14 protein-coding genes and 3 pseudogenes are annotated in these 16,555 nt (G+C 69.0%); 8 read left to right on the top strand and 9 right to left on the bottom strand.

Annotation, left to right across the window (positions count from 1 at the left end):
* Window positions 1–288: 288 nt before the first annotated feature.
* A pseudogene (locus ACZ4MU_RS33460) lies at window positions 289–812 on the top strand (transposase family protein); the annotation flags it as partial.
* On the opposite strand, the gene ACZ4MU_RS33455 reads toward ACZ4MU_RS33460, so the two are convergent.
* Window positions 793–1,896 carry a DNA alkylation repair protein gene (locus ACZ4MU_RS33455; RefSeq protein WP_467883295.1) on the bottom strand — a complete coding sequence of 368 codons (1,104 nt, stop codon included), beginning with the start codon at window positions 1,894–1,896 and terminating at the stop codon, window positions 793–795. The pseudogene ACZ4MU_RS33460 and the gene ACZ4MU_RS33455 overlap by 20 nt on opposite strands.
* Before the next feature lie 225 nt (window positions 1,897–2,121).
* Here ACZ4MU_RS33455 and ACZ4MU_RS33450 point away from each other — a divergent pair, with 225 nt between their 5' ends.
* The 3 genes and pseudogenes from ACZ4MU_RS33450 (at window position 2,122) to ACZ4MU_RS33440 (ending at window position 4,156) form a co-directional block, all read left to right on the top strand.
* Window positions 2,122–2,526: a hypothetical protein gene (locus ACZ4MU_RS33450; RefSeq protein WP_467883294.1), complete on the top strand. Its 405-nt coding sequence runs from the start codon at window positions 2,122–2,124 to the stop codon at window positions 2,524–2,526.
* Window positions 2,527–2,614: 88 nt separating this feature from the next.
* Window positions 2,615–3,019 (top strand): annotated as a pseudogene (locus ACZ4MU_RS33445) (PHP domain-containing protein); the annotation flags it as partial.
* Window positions 3,008–4,156: a transposase gene (locus tag ACZ4MU_RS33440; RefSeq protein ID WP_467883301.1), complete on the top strand. Its 1,149-nt coding sequence runs from the start codon at window positions 3,008–3,010 to the stop codon at window positions 4,154–4,156. The pseudogene ACZ4MU_RS33445 and the gene ACZ4MU_RS33440, both read left to right, overlap by 12 nt.
* Before the next feature lie 122 nt (window positions 4,157–4,278).
* On the opposite strand, the gene ACZ4MU_RS33435 is transcribed toward ACZ4MU_RS33440, so the two are convergent.
* Window positions 4,279–4,950, bottom strand: a complete 672-nt coding sequence (locus tag ACZ4MU_RS33435; RefSeq protein WP_467883293.1) for a response regulator — start codon at window positions 4,948–4,950, stop codon at window positions 4,279–4,281.
* A complete protein-coding gene (locus ACZ4MU_RS33430) occupies window positions 4,947–6,122 on the bottom strand; it encodes a sensor histidine kinase (RefSeq protein ID WP_467883292.1) in 1,176 nt (391 codons plus the stop codon). The genes ACZ4MU_RS33435 and ACZ4MU_RS33430 overlap by 4 nt, the downstream gene beginning before the upstream one ends.
* 228 nt (window positions 6,123–6,350) lie before the next feature.
* Between ACZ4MU_RS33430 and ACZ4MU_RS33425 the strand changes: the two genes are divergently transcribed.
* From ACZ4MU_RS33425 to ACZ4MU_RS33415, 3 genes are read left to right on the top strand one after another with little or no spacing between them, the layout of a single operon-like run.
* Entirely contained in the window at window positions 6,351–7,271 is a 921-nt protein-coding gene (locus ACZ4MU_RS33425) for an ABC transporter ATP-binding protein (protein ID WP_467883291.1), read from the top strand.
* Entirely contained in the window at window positions 7,268–8,101 is an 834-nt protein-coding gene (locus ACZ4MU_RS33420; RefSeq protein WP_467883290.1) for an ABC transporter permease, read from the top strand. Before ACZ4MU_RS33425 ends, ACZ4MU_RS33420 begins: the two co-directional genes overlap by 4 nt.
* A gap of 54 nt (window positions 8,102–8,155) precedes the next feature.
* On the top strand, window positions 8,156–9,010 hold the full coding sequence (locus ACZ4MU_RS33415) for a recombinase family protein (protein ID WP_467883289.1): 855 nt from the start codon (window positions 8,156–8,158) through the stop codon (window positions 9,008–9,010).
* A gap of 360 nt (window positions 9,011–9,370) precedes the next feature.
* Here the strand turns inward: ACZ4MU_RS33415 and ACZ4MU_RS33410 are convergent, their stop codons facing one another.
* Window positions 9,371–10,480: a hypothetical protein gene (locus ACZ4MU_RS33410; RefSeq protein WP_467883300.1), complete on the bottom strand. Its 1,110-nt coding sequence runs from the start codon at window positions 10,478–10,480 to the stop codon at window positions 9,371–9,373.
* Between the two features lie 655 nt (window positions 10,481–11,135).
* On the opposite strand from ACZ4MU_RS33410, the gene ACZ4MU_RS33405 reads away from it, so the two are divergent.
* Complete coding sequence (locus ACZ4MU_RS33405; RefSeq protein WP_467883288.1) at window positions 11,136–11,585, top strand: hypothetical protein; 450 nt, start codon at window positions 11,136–11,138, stop codon at window positions 11,583–11,585.
* 576 nt (window positions 11,586–12,161) lie between these two features.
* On the opposite strand, the gene ACZ4MU_RS33400 is transcribed toward ACZ4MU_RS33405, so the two are convergent.
* From ACZ4MU_RS33400 to ACZ4MU_RS33380, 5 genes and pseudogenes are all read right to left on the bottom strand, one after another.
* Entirely contained in the window at window positions 12,162–12,947 is a 786-nt protein-coding gene (locus tag ACZ4MU_RS33400) for a hypothetical protein (protein ID WP_467883287.1), read from the bottom strand.
* Window positions 12,948–13,098: 151 nt separating this feature from the next.
* A pseudogene (locus ACZ4MU_RS33395) lies at window positions 13,099–13,446 on the bottom strand (hypothetical protein); the annotation flags it as partial.
* A gap of 394 nt (window positions 13,447–13,840) precedes the next feature.
* Window positions 13,841–14,668 carry a hypothetical protein gene (locus ACZ4MU_RS33390; protein ID WP_467883286.1) on the bottom strand — a complete coding sequence of 276 codons (828 nt, stop codon included), beginning with the start codon at window positions 14,666–14,668 and terminating at the stop codon, window positions 13,841–13,843.
* A 17-nt stretch (window positions 14,669–14,685) separates the two neighbouring features.
* Window positions 14,686–15,717, bottom strand: a complete 1,032-nt coding sequence (locus tag ACZ4MU_RS33385; protein ID WP_467883285.1) for a hypothetical protein — start codon at window positions 15,715–15,717, stop codon at window positions 14,686–14,688.
* 471 nt (window positions 15,718–16,188) lie between these two features.
* The gene (locus ACZ4MU_RS33380) at window positions 16,189–16,491 is read right to left on the bottom strand and encodes an A24 family peptidase (protein ID WP_467883284.1); all 303 of its coding nucleotides are present in this window, start codon (window positions 16,489–16,491) and stop codon (window positions 16,189–16,191) included.
* Window positions 16,492–16,555: the final 64 nt, after the last annotated feature.

Here is a 16,555-nt window from a genome sequence, read left to right as displayed (position 1 = left end):
ACCTCTTCTACGCCGACGACTTCGACGGCAACGGCTACCACGAGATCTTCTGGCTGTCCGGCCTGAAGAACACCGGCATGGCGCCCTGACACACCTGGGCGGCCCGCCCGGCAGCCAGGCAGGTAGGGCGAGGGCAGCGAGTCCTGCCCTGCCGAATCCGATAAGGGTGCAGTGAGCTTTTTCAGAGTGGCCTCTGATCGGGTGACGGCCGGTGTCCCGCAACGCACGAGGCTCCTGTGCCGTTGAGAGAGGTGTTCGACGTCTCAACTCAGTAGCACAGGAGCCTCGTTGGTTCCCTATCCTGCCGCACTCGACCTGCCTCACGCCCTGGTCGAGTGGGTATCCATGCTCATCATCACCCGTGAGGGTGACCGCCGCTGCAAGCTCCGACCTCACCAGCGTGCGCTCGTCGGCCTGGTCTACCTGCGCCGGCATGACACGCTCGCGCAGATCGCCGCCAGCTTCGGGAAATATCCGTCGGCACCGCCCACGCCTACGTCACGGCCGTCGTCGGCCACCTCTCCCCGCGGGCGCCTGGACTGCTGCGGATCCTGCGGGAAACCGATCCTGATCACATTCTGCTCGACGGGACGCTCGTCGAGTGCGACCGTGTCGGCGACAGCCGGGCTGACCTTTCCCACAAGCATCGCCGTCACGGCGTGAACGTGCAGGTCGTCGCCGGCCCCACCGGCAAGCTGCTGTGGGTCTCACCCGCGCTGCCCGGTCGCAGCCATGACCTGACCGCGGCCCGCACCCACCGCATCATCCGGATCTGCGAACGCCATGTCATTGTCAGGTCGATCCCTGTGGTGGTCGGGTGGCGGTGATGTGGACCTCGGTCGCGCCGAGAATGCGCCCGTTGGCTTGGATCTCGATACGGTGCGGTCCGGGGCGGATCGTGCGGACCGAGAGGTTCGCGAAGCGGTGCTGGCGTGAGAAGTGGACCGCCTGGCCCGCGGGGAGGTTGCGGACGGTCAGCTTGAACACCTTTCCCGCCTTGGGACCGCGCACCCCTTGGTAGTGGACCAGGTAGTCGATCGCCGCGGTTGCCGTGTCGGTGGCGTGCAGCGTGAAGGTGATGGTGGTCGCTTCCCCGACGGAGATGGTGGAAGGTGAGCAGGCGAGGTCGGTGATCTCGATCGGAGCCTGGTGATCGAATCCGAGGATCGCGAGCGCCTGTGGGTGTCCTCGTTTAACGAGGGTCCTCAGACCGTGGCGCACGACGAAGTCACCGTGCGTGCTGCTGCCAGACCACCGCCGGGCGGTCTCCAGGACTACTTCGGGGTGGTCCTTGCTGATGTCGTTGAGGTGGTTGGCCACGGACCGGCGCACGTAGAGAGACTCGTCGTCGGCGAGGGGCTCCAGGAGCGCCAGAGCGGGAGCCGGGTCGGCGATGAACCGCGGGATTCTCTGTGCCCAGGGCAGCCGGGGCCGTGTGCCCTCCGAGACGAGCCTGCGAACGTGTTCGTCCGGGTCGTTGGTCCAGGTCCTGAGCTGGTTCATCGTGTGCTCGTAGTGGGCGTCGACGAACGGGCGGATCGCGAACTCGGCGGTGTAGTGGGGGGTGAGCGCGGCCAGCAGCGGCAGCGCGACATCGGGCCGCTCCAGCATGACCGAGGCGACGTAGGCGTTGACGGGCATGGACGCCCACCCCCTCAGCCCCCCTCGGTCGAGGGCGGCACGGATCAGCCGGTCAGCCTCCTCGGGCCCGGCCGGCAGCGTCGCCGCGAGGGCCTGGGCGATCCAGTCGATCCGGGCCTTCAGCTCCAGGTCACCGAGGCCGGTACATGCCCGCTGCTCGAACGCCATCCGGTCGAAGGAGGCCGAGACCATCGCGAGGTCGCCCGCGAGACGCCTGATGAGATCCGGAGAGAGCTCATCCTTGAAATCGGCCATCTCATCCCCCGCTCACGGTCACGCCGAAGCCCCCGGCTGCCCGCCCCGTACGGCTTTCGGACGGCGGGGGGAAGGGCTCGGTGTACTCCTGCCGTACGTTCGGGCGCGGTGTGAATCTCGACCTGGGCATCATGGCCCTGAGTCTGCCACGCACCACTGACACCCGGCCGGGGCCGCATCCATCCTGAACTGCGACGACGCTGCGCTTCGCATAGCCTGCGGGGCATGAACGACACCCACGCAGCAGAACTGGAAGCTGAGGTCGTCGCTGCCAACCAGCTCCTCGCGGCCTGGTTCGGAACCGACGACGCAGACCCGGAGATCCTCGACCGCGTCGCCGCGACCCAGTCCGAGACGTTCACGATGCTGAGCATCGACCGCGTCCCCGTCACCAAGTCCCAGCTGCTGGACGGACTACGGCAAAAACGCAACTCCCAGCCCGGCCTCCGCATCGAGATCACCGACTTCGAGGTGCTGTTCGCCGAGGGCGACGTCAGGGGGATCCGCTGTATGGAGCGCCACCACCTCAACGGAGAGCGCAGCGATCGCTGGACGACCGCAGTGCTGACCGTCCAGGCGAACCAGCCCCGATTCCGCTGGCACGCACTGCACGAATCCGCAGCCGGCTGAGCAACACGCCGCGATGCCGGGACGGCCAGCGCCACGCGGATACCTGGAGAGGAACCAGGTCAGGGGAGGGATACGAGAGAGGCAGGAGGTGTGGGGTCGTGGATTTACTCACCTCCGCGTCGTTTCGGGCTATTCCGCCCGCTACGGCGCCTCTCTGCCCCGCGCCCTCGTCCAGCGTGCCGCCGAGCGCGGCATGTCGACGCTGGCGCTGACCGACCGGGACACCGTCGCTGGGACGGTCCGCTTCGCCGCAAGCGCAGCTACCGCCGGAATCCGGCCGATCCTGGGGGTCGACGTCGCCGTTGCCCCACTGCGCGCACCGGACCCGGCTGCCGGCCGGGCGCGGACGCCCGTGCGTGGAGGTGCGCACGTACTCGAGCCCCGGTTGCGGATCGCGCTGCTCGCTCAGACCGCGGCCGGCTGGGCGAGGCTGTGCCGTCTGGTGTCCGCCGCGCACGCCGAGAGCGGTGGCGGCCTGCCGGTGGTGTCCTGGACGGTCCGGGTCGCGGTGACCGGCAAGCATGGCGAGAGCGAGGCGACGCTGAGGCGGGTGCGGCACCTGTTCGTCAACCGCGCCAACATGCGCGCGGCCTTGCGGAAGCTGGTGAACGCCACCTTCGCCATCCGGGATGAGCTGTGGTGGGGCACCGGTACGGCGTGTGCCTCCGACAGCCGCAAGTTCGGCGCCTGGTCCAGCAACCTGATGACCGAGTGGCACCAGCGCTACCGGGGCCCCGGGGTGATGATCTACTGGCATATCGAGCGAAAGTCGGTCTGCATCTACTCCCAGCTCAAGTCATGTTCGGCCTCCGAGGTCGCCTCGATGATCGAGGGCGTGTTGCGGCACTGCACCGACATGGAGGTGGACCGGCAGTACACCGACACGCACGGTGCCTCCATCGTCGGGTTCGCCTTCGCCCACATGCTCGACTTCAAGCTGATGCCGCGACTGAAGAACATCGGCTCGGCGAAGCTGTACCGGTTGGCGGCCGGTCAGGACGAGCAGTGGCCGAACCTGGGCCCGGTGCTCTCCACCAAGACGATCGACTGGGACCTGATCGCCCAGCAGTACGACCAGATCGTGCAGTACACCGCCGCCCTGCGGCTGGGCACCGCCGAGGCCGAGCAGGTCCTGCGCCGCTTCACCCGTGGAGGGCCCAAGCACCCGACGCACCGGGCGATCGAGGAGCTGGGTCGGGCGGTGCGGACCTCGTTCGTATGCGACTACCTCGCGGACGTCGAGATGCGCCAAGAGATCCACGAGGGGTTGCAGGTGGTGGAGAACTGGAACTCCGCGAACAAGGACCTCTTCTACGGCAAGGATGGCGATCTGGCAGGTGCGGACAAGGAGTCCCAGGAGGTCAGCATGCTCGTGCTGCATCTGCTCCAGTCCGCTCTGGTGCACGTCAACACGCTGCTGATGCAGGAGACCCTGGCCGATCCGAAGTGGGCGGACAAACTCACCGACGCGGACCGCAGGGCGCTGTCGCCGCTGTTCTGGACCCATGTGAATCCGTACGGCAGGTTCGAGCTGGACATGAACAGCCGCCTCGATTTGGACCTGTCCATCCGGGCGGCGGTGCCCAGGCCGCGCACTCCACAGAGGGAAGCAGCAAGCACCCCGACGTGACGGTCCGGGCCTGGCCGGAACCGCGGTGAAGACGAATGAGCTGGTTGCCAGCGGCGGGTGGAGTAGGTGATGCGGAGGCGGCACGACACTCCTGCCTTCCGCCAAGGAACCCAGGGACCCGGTCAACCGGGCAGAGTGACGAGCCCCATCTCATAGGCGGTGATGACGAGCTGGACCCGGTCCCGGGCACCCAGTTTGGTGAGCAGGCGTGACACATGTGATTTGGCCGTGGCCACCGTGATGAAGAGGCCCTCCGCAATCTCGGTGTTCGACAGGCCGCGCCCGACCAGGGTCAGGACCTCCCGTTCCCGCTCGGTGATGCCCTCGACCGGCCTCGGGGATCGCTTCGGGGCGGCTTCGGGGCGCCCGGCGAACTCCGCGATCAGGCGGCGCGTGACACCCGGCGCGATCAGCGCGTCGCCGGCGGCGACCACGCGGATCGCCGCGAGGATGTCGTCGAGCGCCATGTCCTTGACCATGAAGCCGCTCGCTCCGGCCCGGAGCGCGCCGTAGACGTAGTCGTCCTCGTCGAAGGTGGTCAGGACGAGGACGCGGGTGGTCGCCGGGCCGTTGGTGATCAGGCGAGTGGCCTCGATCCCGTCCATTCCGGGCATCCGGATGTCCATCACCACGACGTCGGGGTGGATGTCCCCAGCCAGTTGGACCGCCTCGGCGCCGGTGGCGGCTTCACCGACGACCTCCAGGTCGGGGTGATCGGCCATGATCACGCGCAGGCCGGACCGCACCAGCGGCTGGTCGTCGACGAGCAGGACACGTACGGGACCGCCGGTCATCGGGCCTCCACCGGAATTCCGACGGGTTCGGGCAGCGGCAGCCGCGCCGCCACCCGGAAGCCGCCCTCCGGGCGCGGTCCGGCACTGATGCGGCCGTGCAGCAGGGCGACCCGCTCGCGCATGCCTACGATGCCGAAGCCGTGGGCCGGGCCGTCCTCGGTGGCGCCGCGCCCGTCGTCGACGATTTCCACGGACAGCTCCTCGTCCCCGTAGTTGACGGCCACCCGGCAGTGCCCGGTGCCCGCGTGGCGGACCACGTTGGTCAGCGCCTCCTGGACGATACGGTAGGCCGACAGGTCGATGTCGGCCGGCAGCGGGCGCTGTTCCCCGCTGCGGCGCACGTCGACCCGTACCCCGGCGTCCGCCGTCGTCGCCGCCAGCCGTTCGAGGTCCGCCAGACCGGGCGAGGGCGCGAGCGGTGCCCGCCCCGAAGCCCCCGCGTCCGGGTCGGCCTGACGGAGCGCCACCAGCGTGCGCCGGAGGCCCGACAAGGTCTCCCTGCTGGTGGCTTCGATGGCTTGCAGCGCCTCGTGGGCCTCCTCGGGCTGCGTCTGGATAACCCGGCTCCCCACCCCGGCCTGGATGGCGATGATGCCGATGCTGTGCGCGACCATGTCGTGCAACTCCCGGGCAATCCGCAGCCGTTCGGCGACGACGGCCTCGGCCACCTCCTGTGCGCGCAGCGCCACCGCGTGCTCGCGGCGCTCACGGATGAGCAGACCGGCCGTGCAGGCCGCGGCCATCGCCAGGAGGGCGATCACGAGGTTGACGGTCAGACCGTCCCCGTGCGCGAAGCCGCCGACGCACAGCACCTGGACGACGAGGGAGGTGGCCACGGCGACGGCCGAAGCCCGCCGTGCGCGGGTGGCGACGATGAACCCCAGGATGAGGTCCACCGCCAGGAACGGCAGGAACTGGTTCTGGTACGAAGCCGACAGGTCCACCGGGGCGGAGCTCGGGGGGCCCACCACCACGGCGATGGATCCGAAGAGCGCCATGGCCAGAGCCAGGATCGGCCCGCGTCGCAGGACGCCGACGAGCAGGCTCGCCGCCAGCAGTGCCCCGATGCCGTGGACCGTGCCCGAAGCCCGCGGCGCACCTCCTACGAGCAGACCCACCGCGAGGACGTAGAGGACACCCCCCACCCAGGCCATGACCTTCGTTCTCGTCATCGCAGATGTGCCCTCTCAAGGCGGTGCGCCCTCTCCAGAGGAAGGCCGCGCGGTGCGACGCGCGCGGGCGAGGCGGTGGTCGGTATGGCATCCATCCCGCGAGACTATCCAGCCCTGAGACCTGCGGCGTCCGCCCACGGGCGTCCGCCCACGGGCGAACACCCGGGCGCGCGATTGCCGCCTGCGGCCCCATGACCGGCCGGGGTCCCTCCCGGCAGTGTTGTCCACATGATCGAAGTACATGAACTCACCAAGCGCTACGGCGGCAAGACCGCCGTCGACCAGCTGTCCTTCACCGTGCGACCGGGCCAGGTCACCGGTTTCCTCGGTCCCAACGGAGCCGGCAAGTCCACCACCTTGAGGATGATCCTCGGCCTGGAGGCGCCCACCGGCGGCGCCGCCACCGTCAGCGGCATCCCCTTCCGCAGCCACCCGCGCGGACTGCGGCACGTCGGCGCCCTCCTCGACGCAGGCCAGGTCCACGGCGGACGCACCGCCGCGGCCCACCTGTCCGCCCTGGCCCGCAGCAACGGGATCTCCCTGCGCCGGGTGGAGGAGGTGCTGCACGAGGTGGGCCTGGCCGAGGCGGCGGGCCGCCGCATCGGCGGCTTCTCGCTCGGCATGAAGCAGCGTCTGGGGGTCGCCACCGCCCTGCTCGGCGACCCGCCGGTGCTGATGTTCGACGAGCCGGTCAACGGCATGGACCCCGAAGGCGTGCTCTGGATGCGCCGCCTCTTCCGGCGCCTCGCGGCCGAGGGCCGTACGGTCTTCCTCTCCAGCCACCTCATGTCGGAGATGGAGAACACCGCCGACCAGCTCGTCGTCATCGGCCGGGGCCGGCTCATCGCCGCCGAGTCGGTGCGGGAGTTCGCGGCCCGCGGCGCCGGCCTCGGCGTGGTGGTGGGCACGCGGCAGGCAGCCGAGCTGACGGCGGTGCTGACCGCCGCCGGCGCATCGGTCGAGCCGGAGGGGTCTGCGGGTACCGAGAAGCTCGTCGTGACCGGACTGCCGTCGGACCGGATCGCCGCGCTCGCCTTCGAGAACGGGATCCTGCTCAACGAACTCACAACCCGGGCGGCCTCATTGGAAGAGGCCTTCATGGAACTGACCGCCGACAGCGTCGAATACCAGGCAGGACAGCCCCGATGACCACACTCGCCCCTGCCCCCGCGACCACCTCGGCCGCCTCCCTCGCCGAGCCGCCCGCCCGCTTCCGCGACCTGATCGCCTCCGAGTGGATCAAGATACGGTCCCTGCGCTCCACCCCGTGGACCCTCGCGCTCATCACCCTGTTCGTCATCGGGTCCGCGGCCGTGGCCACGCTCTCCGACAAGGCCGCGGGCTCCGAACCCACCAGTTTCCTGGCCTACGACACCTTCTCCTCGCCCGGCTACATGACGCTGATGCTCGTCGCCGGAAGCATGGGCGCCCTCACCGTCGTCAGCGAGTTCAGCAGCGGCCTGATCCGCACCACCCTCGCGGCCGTCCCCGCCCGCGGCGCGGTCGTGCTGGCCAAGGCGGTCGTCACCGCCTTGCTGTGGACCGCGGTCGGCACGGCCGCCGCCATCGGCTCCTTCCTCGTCTCCCAGGCCATCCTGGACGGGCACGGTGCCGCCGTCCCGATCACCCACCCCGATGTGCTCCGCCCGCTGGTGGCATCCGCGCTGCTGGCTCCGGTGTGCGCCCTGACCGGCCTGGGCCTCGCCGTCCTGCTCCGCCATGCCGCCGCCACCATGCTCACCAGCGCCTTCACCCTGCTGATGCTGTCCACCATGTTCTCCGAGAGCAACCGCTGGTCCGCCGACATCAAACACACAATGATCTCCGCCGCCTGGACCCGCCTCGTCCAGACCTGGGAGCCCGATCCCGCATCCCTGGGCTACACCGCCACCCTCCCCGGCTGCTGGATCGTCTACGCGCTCTGGCCGCTGGCCGCGGTCGCCCTCGCGGTGATCGTCGTACGGCACCGCGACGTGTGAACGTGCCTCCGAGACGCGCGTATCGTGCCCCGGGGCACAGGGGCAAGGCCCTCGATGCTCACCTACCACACCGGGCGCTTCACCAAGGTGCCCCGGCTCGCCAAGCTCCTGCGCGTGCCCACCCCCGCCGACCGCGGACCCGGACAGCCGTGGCGCCCCGGCACCCTGGTTCCGCTCGCCCTCGCGCCGGACACCCCGAACGCCGACATCCGCATCGGGTACGCCCGGTGCTCGACGCTCACCCAGGAACTCCAGTCCCAGCTCGACGCCCTCGCGGGGCACGGCATCCCTCGCGACAAGGTGTTCTCCGAGAAGATCAGCACCCGCGTACGGGTCCGGCCCCAGTTCGAGGCCGCGCTCGCGCTCGCCCGCCAGATCAAGGCCCACGCCCCGCACTGCCGTGTCATCTTCACCGTCTACGAGATGAAGCGCCTGGGCCGCGACGCCGCCGAACTCACCGCGCTCGCCGACCACCTGACTGCCCACGGCCTAGTGCTGGAGATGCTCGCAGGGCCGCTGCCCGGGATGTACGACCCCAGCGGGCCCGGACGCCTGCTGTTCGCGTTCTTCGCGGCGATGGCGGAGACCGAACGGGAGAACATTCGGGAGTCGCCCCTCGAAGGGCTCGACGCGGCGGCCCGCAAGGGCAAGCACGGCGGCCGGCCGCCCGTCATCACCGACGACATGCTGCACACCGTGCTCCGGCGCCGTGCGAACGGCGAGTCGGTCGATCAGATCCAGTCCGACCTGATCATTCCCACCGGCAAGCGCAGGGGCCAGCCCCCCAGCGTCGCGAGCATCTACCGCGCGCTCGCGGGGCACGAGAAGACTCAGGCGTACCCGGAGGCCGTCGAGACGGCGCACGCCGACTTCGCCGCCCTTCAGCAGCGCGACCACAGCCCCAAGTAATTACTCAGCGCTCCAAGCCACCTGGCGGTAGCTATACGAGAACAGGGCCGTCTCCCTCGGGGCGACACCGCTCTTGATGGCCTTCTGACCAGACGCCCGCATCAGCCAGGGCCCTGACGCCATCTTCTCGATCAGGTGACCGTGATGCGCAGGACGTACTGCCTGCCGGCGCTGATCGCTTCGGCCTGCTCGATCAGGTCGTCGTGTGTGAACCCCAGCCGGACCTGGTCCGCCGCCCGGTGCAGTGGCTTTGTTCACGAGAGCGGGCGGCAGATGTTCACCACTTCGGGAGGCACCACTGGTGTGTGGGTGTTCGAATGGGCGGTTCCGGAGCGTGTGCCGACGATGTCTAGCAGTCGGCTAGAAGAGGCCGGCGCGCATGTGTCCGGTGAGGTTGTCGAGAATCTCCCGCAGCCATGGGATGCGGACGGCCGGAAGTCGGATCAGGGTGTGCTCAAAGATTCCGGAGTCGGCTCGGAACATGCAGTACGGGCGTGGCAGGGGCGGGTCGTCGCGGAGTACGCCGTCGGGCATGGTTCCCGAGGTCGGCAGGCGAAGGTGCGGTTGGGGGAAGGCCATCCACATCCATATCCCGAAGGGCAGCGGCACAGGATGTGCTGACGCCGGTCCGGCCGGGCGCCATGTTGCCCCCGTCTGTGGGTGCGTCGGCACGAGCATGATGTCAGCGTCCGGGCACGGTGCGGCCAGTCCAGGTCCGGCCAGGACGGCGCGTCGCCCCGGCTGGTCCGTGGGCAGCAGGGCGTCGAGGGCGCGTTGGAACATCTCCGTGGTCAAGCCGTGCGGGACGGTCACCGGTCGGCCGTCGGAGGCTGCCAGCAAGTGGGCCAAGGCCCGGCCGCCTGCTGCTTCCCACTGCGGGCTCCATGACCACCAATGGTCCAGCCCGCCGCCCGAGCCCCATCTGGTGATCGGCTCGACCGGGGGCGTGGCTTTCCCCTCCTTCAGAAGCTCCGCCCAGGAGAGGACTGCGGTTTCGCAGGTGGTACCGTCGATGGGGAGGCGGTGCACGGCATCCGGCGACAACCAGACCGCCTGCCAGAGCGAGCAGTCGTCGATCCGGCTCGCTACAGGCAGGCCACACGCCTCACAGGCCATGTTGGGGCCGTCACCCCAGTCGAGGCCGCAGCAGTATCCACCGGCCTTGTCCGGGACAAGTACGGTGCCGCGGGCATCCCCGGGGGCGATGACGACGGCGCCGGGTGCGCTGTCGGACAAGGCGAAGAGGGGGGCATAGATGCCGCGGGCCGCCGCCTCGTCCGGGTCAACGTCCTCCCACCTCCGCCATGGCGGCCCCCAGCGCTCGGGTTCCACGGCGAACGTGCCCGACTCCATCAGCACCGGGAGCTGGACCCCGTTCCCGAACTTCTGATGGGCATGGGCCGGCAGCGCGACCGGGGACAGCGGGATGGTCAACTCAGCGCCACACCCCGCACACACGAAAACGAACAAATATCCTCCGAGAAGAAGCGGGGGCATCGTCGCATCTCCAGGGCGGGCCGGCCAACGTGTTTTCATCCGCAGCGCGAGACCGCGCACCGCCACACCGCGCAGCATCCCGTTCGAATTCTCGACCTGCCGGGTGCCTCCCGAAGTGGTGAACATCCACTGCCCGTTCTCGTGAACAAAGCCAGTGCAGGAGCGGAAGGATGTCGGCGGCGGGCCAGCCGCGGTGTGAGTCAGCCAGCTGGATGAATGTCTGCTGGTAGGAAGCTCCGTAGGCGCTGGCGCTGTCCGTCAGCAGCCGGTCCAGGTCCGTGCTGCCGATGTTGATCTCACCCATGGGCTGCTCCCCTGCACAAGAGGCCCGGCCGCTCCAGGCCCACATTCACGACGCTACGGGCGGGGTCTGACAGTCGGGTCCACCCGGACTCGGAACGAGCCGGTTGAACTGATCGGCAAGGGCGCGTCAGGCCGTTACCTGGCGGGTGATCTTTCAGTGTGGGCCGTGATGTGTCCCCGTGCTCGTGGCGTTGATCCGCTCATGCGGCGATTCATCTCTCTGACGGCAGCGACACTCCTGGCCACAACACTGGTGCAGGCAGTCGCCGTGGCAGCACCGGCCCGCGGGGGCTACCGGTGCACAACGAGCTCACGGACGCTGGACATGCCGCAGTATTCCGGGCCCTGGCCGGATAACTTCACGTTCACCGTGACCATCTGTGCCCGGCGCAGCGGGAACGCCGTCACCGCGTACTCCTCCGTGCGGTGGCAGGCTCCCTACGCGGCACACCAGGTCAATACGTTCGATTCCGTCGGACTCCAGACGGAGATCAAGCGCTCCGTCCGTGGCACGGACCCCATCGTCTCGTCACGCGAATTCGATCTGCATGAGCGGATGGAGCGCGGCAGCGGCTCGTACACCACACCCGCGCTCACTCACCAGGTGAGCGGGCCGAGCCTGGGCGACGCCACCTTGTTCCTGAACTGGAACAACGACGGGAAGGGCGTGTACAGCTACTCCTTCGCGGCTTCGCCACTGGTGCCTATCCCCAACAGCGTCTTGCCCACCATCCGTCGTCGGGCGAGGCGAAGGGGTCGGGCCAGGTTTTGGTGATGTAGAGGTCGTCGAGCGGTTTCACCAGACGCCGCAGTTCACGCGCCGTCTTTCGCGGAAGAGCGTGCATGGCTGCTTCCAGAACGCCCCGCTCGTCGGTTGTGTAGAAGGGGTTGCACAAAGGGCAACCGCAACCGCCGGCGAGAGCACGACTGGGGCGGTGGGCTGTTCGCGACCACTGCTGCAAGGCCTGGGCTATCGCCCCAGGCCAGAGCCGATCGTGCTCGAGGCGGGAAACCGCTCCGGCAAGCTTGCCCGAGCCACGCGGCAGCCCAGGTGCTGGTGTTTCATGCGCCTGCCGCCTCCAGTGACGTCCGCAGGTGCGGACTTGGGACGGCCGACTACGCGGCATCGCCCTTTCTGATCTTGTTGTTCACGGGGCCAGCATGCCAGATCCGGGGACGGCTTCGCGCCCAGGATTAGGCGTCGGAACGGGTCGTCTCGCCAGTGCGCCGGGGCTTGGTTCCTTGCTTGTGGTGCGCGGGGCGGGTGTAGGACTCGGCGGTGGCGAGGACTCGTCCGACGTCGTAGCGGGTGGCGGGTTGTGGGTTCTTCGAGCCGAGCGGGCGGCCGTGCCTAGGAGGCGCTGCGCCTGATCAGCGGATACAGGGGGTCGGCCTGGGGATTGGGCCCCTCGGTGGTCAACTCCTCGGCGCGCTCCTGCCACCAGGAGGCGCGGCTTTCGTGTTCGTCGGCGAAGACGGGCTCGGCTTCGGCTAGTTCACGGTAGACAGCAACGAGCTGGTTGATCACTTCAACGCTGGCCGCGGTCGCCGGGTGGGCGGCGCCGGAGTCGTCGTCCGCGAAGTCCACCCCCGCCAGTACCTGCCAGGCAGCGTCTTGGTCCGCCTGCAGTTGCTTCAGCCGCGCGTGGAGCGGGTCACCCGCTTGCCGGCGGTGGTTCTCGTAGGTGTCCGAGCCCGGAAAGCGGGTGGCGTCCAGGGCATCGGTGACCGCGCGCTCGCGGTCGGGGTGGCGGTGGGCATACCAGGCGTCCAGGTCTGCTGCCAGGGCAGGCCCCGCGATGTCCTGGGTGTTGCGCCGCCCGGCCAGTACCCACTCGTCGACGGCCTCCGCCCTGGTGCGGTGATTCGGTGCGGGGTAGCGGTGGGGAGAGTGCTCGAGGTGGCGGTGAGCTACACCGCGTTCCCGCTCGGCCACAATCGCGGCTTTGATCCATTTTTCCAAGTGTCCGTGGAGGGCCACTGCGTCGTTGAGCAGGGCGCCGGGTTCGGGGTCGGTGGCGACAGGGACGAGCTCGGCAACGGCATCGGCGAGCTGGCGGGCCATCGCGGCCAGCTGGAGCCGGGACTCGTCACGCGGAGACAGGAGAGAACCTGCGGGGGACTGGGACTTGGCCATGTCGCCACGCTAGGACTGCTCACACGAGCGTGTCCGGAAAACCTCGCAATCCGGCCGGATCGCAGCATCCGCCCCAGGGCGCGGCTGCCTGGGGATCGGGCGCAGCCTCGCATTAATGCGCACGGGCAGGGCGGGGCGGCAGATTCTGCGGCTACAGCTGCTGATGGGGAACCGGCGGGCGGCTGAGTGCTGTGGCGCCATGTGGGGAGTGAGTCGGCTTCTCACCGGTGCCCCCTTGTGTCCGGGCGGGGGCAGAGCCTGGTTCTGTGGCTGAGGCGAGCGGGGCCGTAACGAGCGGGGCGGGCCGGGGCGCGGGAAGGTCGGTGAGGGTGCCGTGAGCGGTGATGTGGGCGGGGCCTGTGAGGGTGATGCGGCCGCTGGTGTGGACGGTGACATGGAGCTGTCCTCCGGGGAGGTCGACGCGGTAGTCGGCGGGGCGGCGCATCTGTGTGCGCAGGCGATGGGCGGCGACCGCCGCGCAGGCTCCGGTGCCGCAGGCCCTGGTCTCCCCGACCCGCGTTGGCTCGCCTGCGACCTCCTATCACGGGCCCGTTCCCTTCCTGAGCCGACGCGTCGAGACGACCGCGCCCGGCTACCCGCGCGACCGACTCCACGCCGTCCTCGACCTGGCCGACACCGTCCACAAGTGCGGCCACGACGACCAGGTCGTGAACTCCTCGACCAGGCCGAAGGACTCATCGGCACCGTCAGCTCCCACCGCATGGCCCACCGGTACCAAGCCCTTTCATCGACCGTCATCAAAGCGTGAAAGCCCGGTCCGGCATCCACAGCATTGCGGCGCCCGTGCTATCTCCGCACTCTGGACCGAACCGGCGAACTCGCATCCCCACAGACTGATGAAACGGCTCCCGGCCGAAACCGCGAAACGGACATCAATCCCCGGTCCTGGCCTGGATCCGCTGTTGTTCTGCGTCGTCCGGGTGGGTCGCGTCCTGGTGAAGGTCGGCGAAGTGCCGCACCATGGCGAGCAGTTCGTCGCGTGCGGCGATTCCCTCCGCGCCGGCTCGTGCCAGTGCTTCGTGCAGTGCCTGTCCGAGGGCTTCGCGTACGGCCGGCCATGCGCCGCTGAGGGGGCGGCCATCCTCGATCAGCCGGGCCAGCAGGTCCAGTCGGGTGTTGCTTTCTTCACGGATGCCGCGAAGAGGTGACGTCCGCAGCGCCTGCACCAGCTGGTAGTCGAGTTCGGCTGGGAGGATTACGGGCGTCGGTGCGGCCTCGTCGATGCGTTGGGCGAGCCCCTTGAGGAGTGCGGCACCGGCTGGTTCGAAGCAGTACGGCACCGCGTTTCGGATGTCCCTCAGGAGGTCGCCGAGGTCGGCCGTGGGCAGCGACAGGGTCATGCCCTCCCGTCCGGGGTCGGCGAAGGCCGCGGCGATGCGTTGCGGCTCTTCCCGCAGGCGTTGCTCGGTATGGTGCGGCCACTCGTGCCGAAGCGGCAACTCGAAGCCCTCACTGATCGCCGACGGCAGTCGACTGTATCCGTTCACGAAGTAGCCCAGGTATCTGATCGCCTTGTTGACGTGGTAATCAGAGGGCGGAAAGGCGGGGTCGCGGTAGGCCCGCACCACGCCGTCGGTCTCGCCGCTGTCGTAGACCACAGCGGTTTCGATGTGCCCGTTGGGGTGGGTGACCTCGATACGCCACGGGTCGCCGGGCACAACCCGGACCCTGGCCACCACCTCTTCGGCGTCCTCATCCATCAAGGTCGGGGTTCCGTTCAGGCGAGCTGTGTGCGCACGCGGTGCAAGTAGCTGAAGTCGTGGCGCTGCGCGGCGTTGGTGACCGGACGGATCTCGCGGGTCGCCACGTTGAGAGCATAGGCACCGACGGTGCCCAGGACCCAGCCCAGGTCGGGCACGAGGAGGGACCCTGCAGCCGCCGCACCCAGCGCGACTGCCGCGGTCACCGAGCGGTTGATCCACACTATGCGGGAGCCCTTGGCCGCGGCCTGGAAATCCTCCACCGCCTCCGTCAATTCACGGCGGAGCTGTGCAAGGACGTCGGCTGGATGCTCGTAGTCCCGCCGCAGGTCACCGAGCAGCCGGTGGACTGCCCGCATCAGCCGTATCCGCTCGTCCGTGTACCGTTCGCGGAAGGCGAGCACGTCGCCCGTTGATGTGCCGGGTACGGGCAGCGGGAGAAGCCGCCCGATCTCCACCTCCCAGGAGAGGCTGCGCGCCTGGCCCAGTGGCTGATGGGCGAGGCGATAAGCATCCTCCCGGTCCGTACAAGGGAAATAGGCTCGTCGTCCCGAAGCGCCGCCGTCCGGGGGTGACAGGGCCAGGTGGCGCGCGATGGTGCCGATGACCGTCTGCTGGACCTCCTGCGCCACCGCAACCGCGGAGAACGACTGGGGCAGCGGCTCCGCGAGTCCGAGCTGGATAAGCCGCCGGATCAGCAACTCGTTCACTTTACTCCGGTAGATGAAGCTGTCGGGCGGGGAAGCCGGCCGCGGCGGCTGCGGCCTGGAAGCCATGCGCTCCAGCTCACGTACCAGCACCGACGACGCGCCCCAGTCGCGCATCAGACGTGCATAGTCGGAGTCGCCCGAATACCCGGTCCAATCGCCGAAGACCACGGGCGAATACAGCTCCCGCTGCTGGAGTTCGAGCAACTCCGCAGAGACCGCCGCCTGGAACACCTCAGGATCACGCGGAACGACCGACGAGATCCCGTCCCAGTACAGCAGCGCCTGGTGCACGATCTCCACTGGCGGAACCACCAGCGGATAGTAGAGCAGGACGGCCATTGCGTCTCTCCCCAGGTACGACCTGATCGACGAGCCAACGGTACTGTCCGCCGTCACCAGGCAAGAGCCAGTCTGGCGCACAGATGGCGGCCCGTACATGCGTCGCTGCGGTCTCGCCACCGACCTGGGCCGACTCCTGGAGGCGCCACCCCCTGAAGCGCAGGACTACTTCCCGGGGGTGCACTCACCGCCGGCGAACCAACTCACGGACCGCCCCTGTCAGGGCTGTGTGGCGGTCTGCGGGGCGACATTCATCCGATTGCCGCCTCGCTGTACGCGAACGGCTGCGCGCCGACCGGGCCGTCGACGCCAGCATCATCTCCGCGGTTGCCGCCCTAGTCACAGGGAGCCGGAGTGGGCGGTCGTCGGATGTGGAGGTCGAGAGACGTTCGACCGAATTATTTCCACGTACAGGCCCCACGTTGTACACACGGTCCCTCTGGACTGTGTCCATCAGCAGTGCCCATGCGATCACTGGCCAGCCGGGAGGATCACCGTGGCAGCCAGCACCCCGGCCAGGGCACCGCCCATGAGGAACGGGCCGTAAGGCCGTGCACTGGCTTTCCGCGGGGCCATCAGGACCAGGCCGTACACGGCGGCGAGGACCTGCCCGGCGAGAGTGGCGAGAACGAGGGCGCCCCAGCCATACCAGCCGAGCACAGCCCCGCGTGGGAGCGACAGCTTGACGTCTCCGAACCCAAGACTGCGGGGACTGATCAGGAAAAGCGTGGAGTATCCGCCGCCGAGCGCGAGCGCGCCCTCCAGCGCCGTCATTAACGAGCCGGCCGCCGCGGGAGCCGAGCTTCTGGCGGTTGCGGGCGTGGTCGGCCTTGTCGGG

The sequence above is a fragment of the Streptomyces sp. NPDC026377 genome (assembly GCF_055567715.1).
This window is presented reverse-complemented; position numbering and strand designations above follow the sequence as displayed.

What these genes read in the sequence shown, in the direction of transcription:
- ACZ4MU_RS33455 (WP_467883295.1), bottom strand. Translation starts at nt 1,896, where the DNA reads ATGGCCGATTTCAAGGATGAGCTCTCTCCGGATCTCATCAGGCGTCTC.
- ACZ4MU_RS33450 (WP_467883294.1), top strand. Translation starts at nt 2,122, where the DNA reads ATGAACGACACCCACGCAGCAGAACTGGAAGCTGAGGTCGTCGCTGCC.
- ACZ4MU_RS33435 (WP_467883293.1), bottom strand. Translation starts at nt 4,950, where the DNA reads ATGACCGGCGGTCCCGTACGTGTCCTGCTCGTCGACGACCAGCCGCTG.
- ACZ4MU_RS33430 (WP_467883292.1), bottom strand. Translation starts at nt 6,122, where the DNA reads ATGACGAGAACGAAGGTCATGGCCTGGGTGGGGGGTGTCCTCTACGTC.
- ACZ4MU_RS33425 (WP_467883291.1), top strand. Translation starts at nt 6,351, where the DNA reads ATGATCGAAGTACATGAACTCACCAAGCGCTACGGCGGCAAGACCGCC.
- ACZ4MU_RS33420 (WP_467883290.1), top strand. Translation starts at nt 7,268, where the DNA reads ATGACCACACTCGCCCCTGCCCCCGCGACCACCTCGGCCGCCTCCCTC.
- ACZ4MU_RS33415 (WP_467883289.1), top strand. Translation starts at nt 8,156, where the DNA reads ATGCTCACCTACCACACCGGGCGCTTCACCAAGGTGCCCCGGCTCGCC.
- ACZ4MU_RS33405 (WP_467883288.1), top strand. Translation starts at nt 11,136, where the DNA reads ATGCCGCAGTATTCCGGGCCCTGGCCGGATAACTTCACGTTCACCGTG.
- ACZ4MU_RS33400 (WP_467883287.1), bottom strand. Translation starts at nt 12,947, where the DNA reads ATGGCCAAGTCCCAGTCCCCCGCAGGTTCTCTCCTGTCTCCGCGTGAC.
- ACZ4MU_RS33390 (WP_467883286.1), bottom strand. Translation starts at nt 14,668, where the DNA reads ATGGATGAGGACGCCGAAGAGGTGGTGGCCAGGGTCCGGGTTGTGCCC.
- ACZ4MU_RS33385 (WP_467883285.1), bottom strand. Translation starts at nt 15,717, where the DNA reads ATGGCCGTCCTGCTCTACTATCCGCTGGTGGTTCCGCCAGTGGAGATC.
- ACZ4MU_RS33380 (WP_467883284.1), bottom strand. Translation starts at nt 16,491, where the DNA reads ATGACGGCGCTGGAGGGCGCGCTCGCGCTCGGCGGCGGATACTCCACG.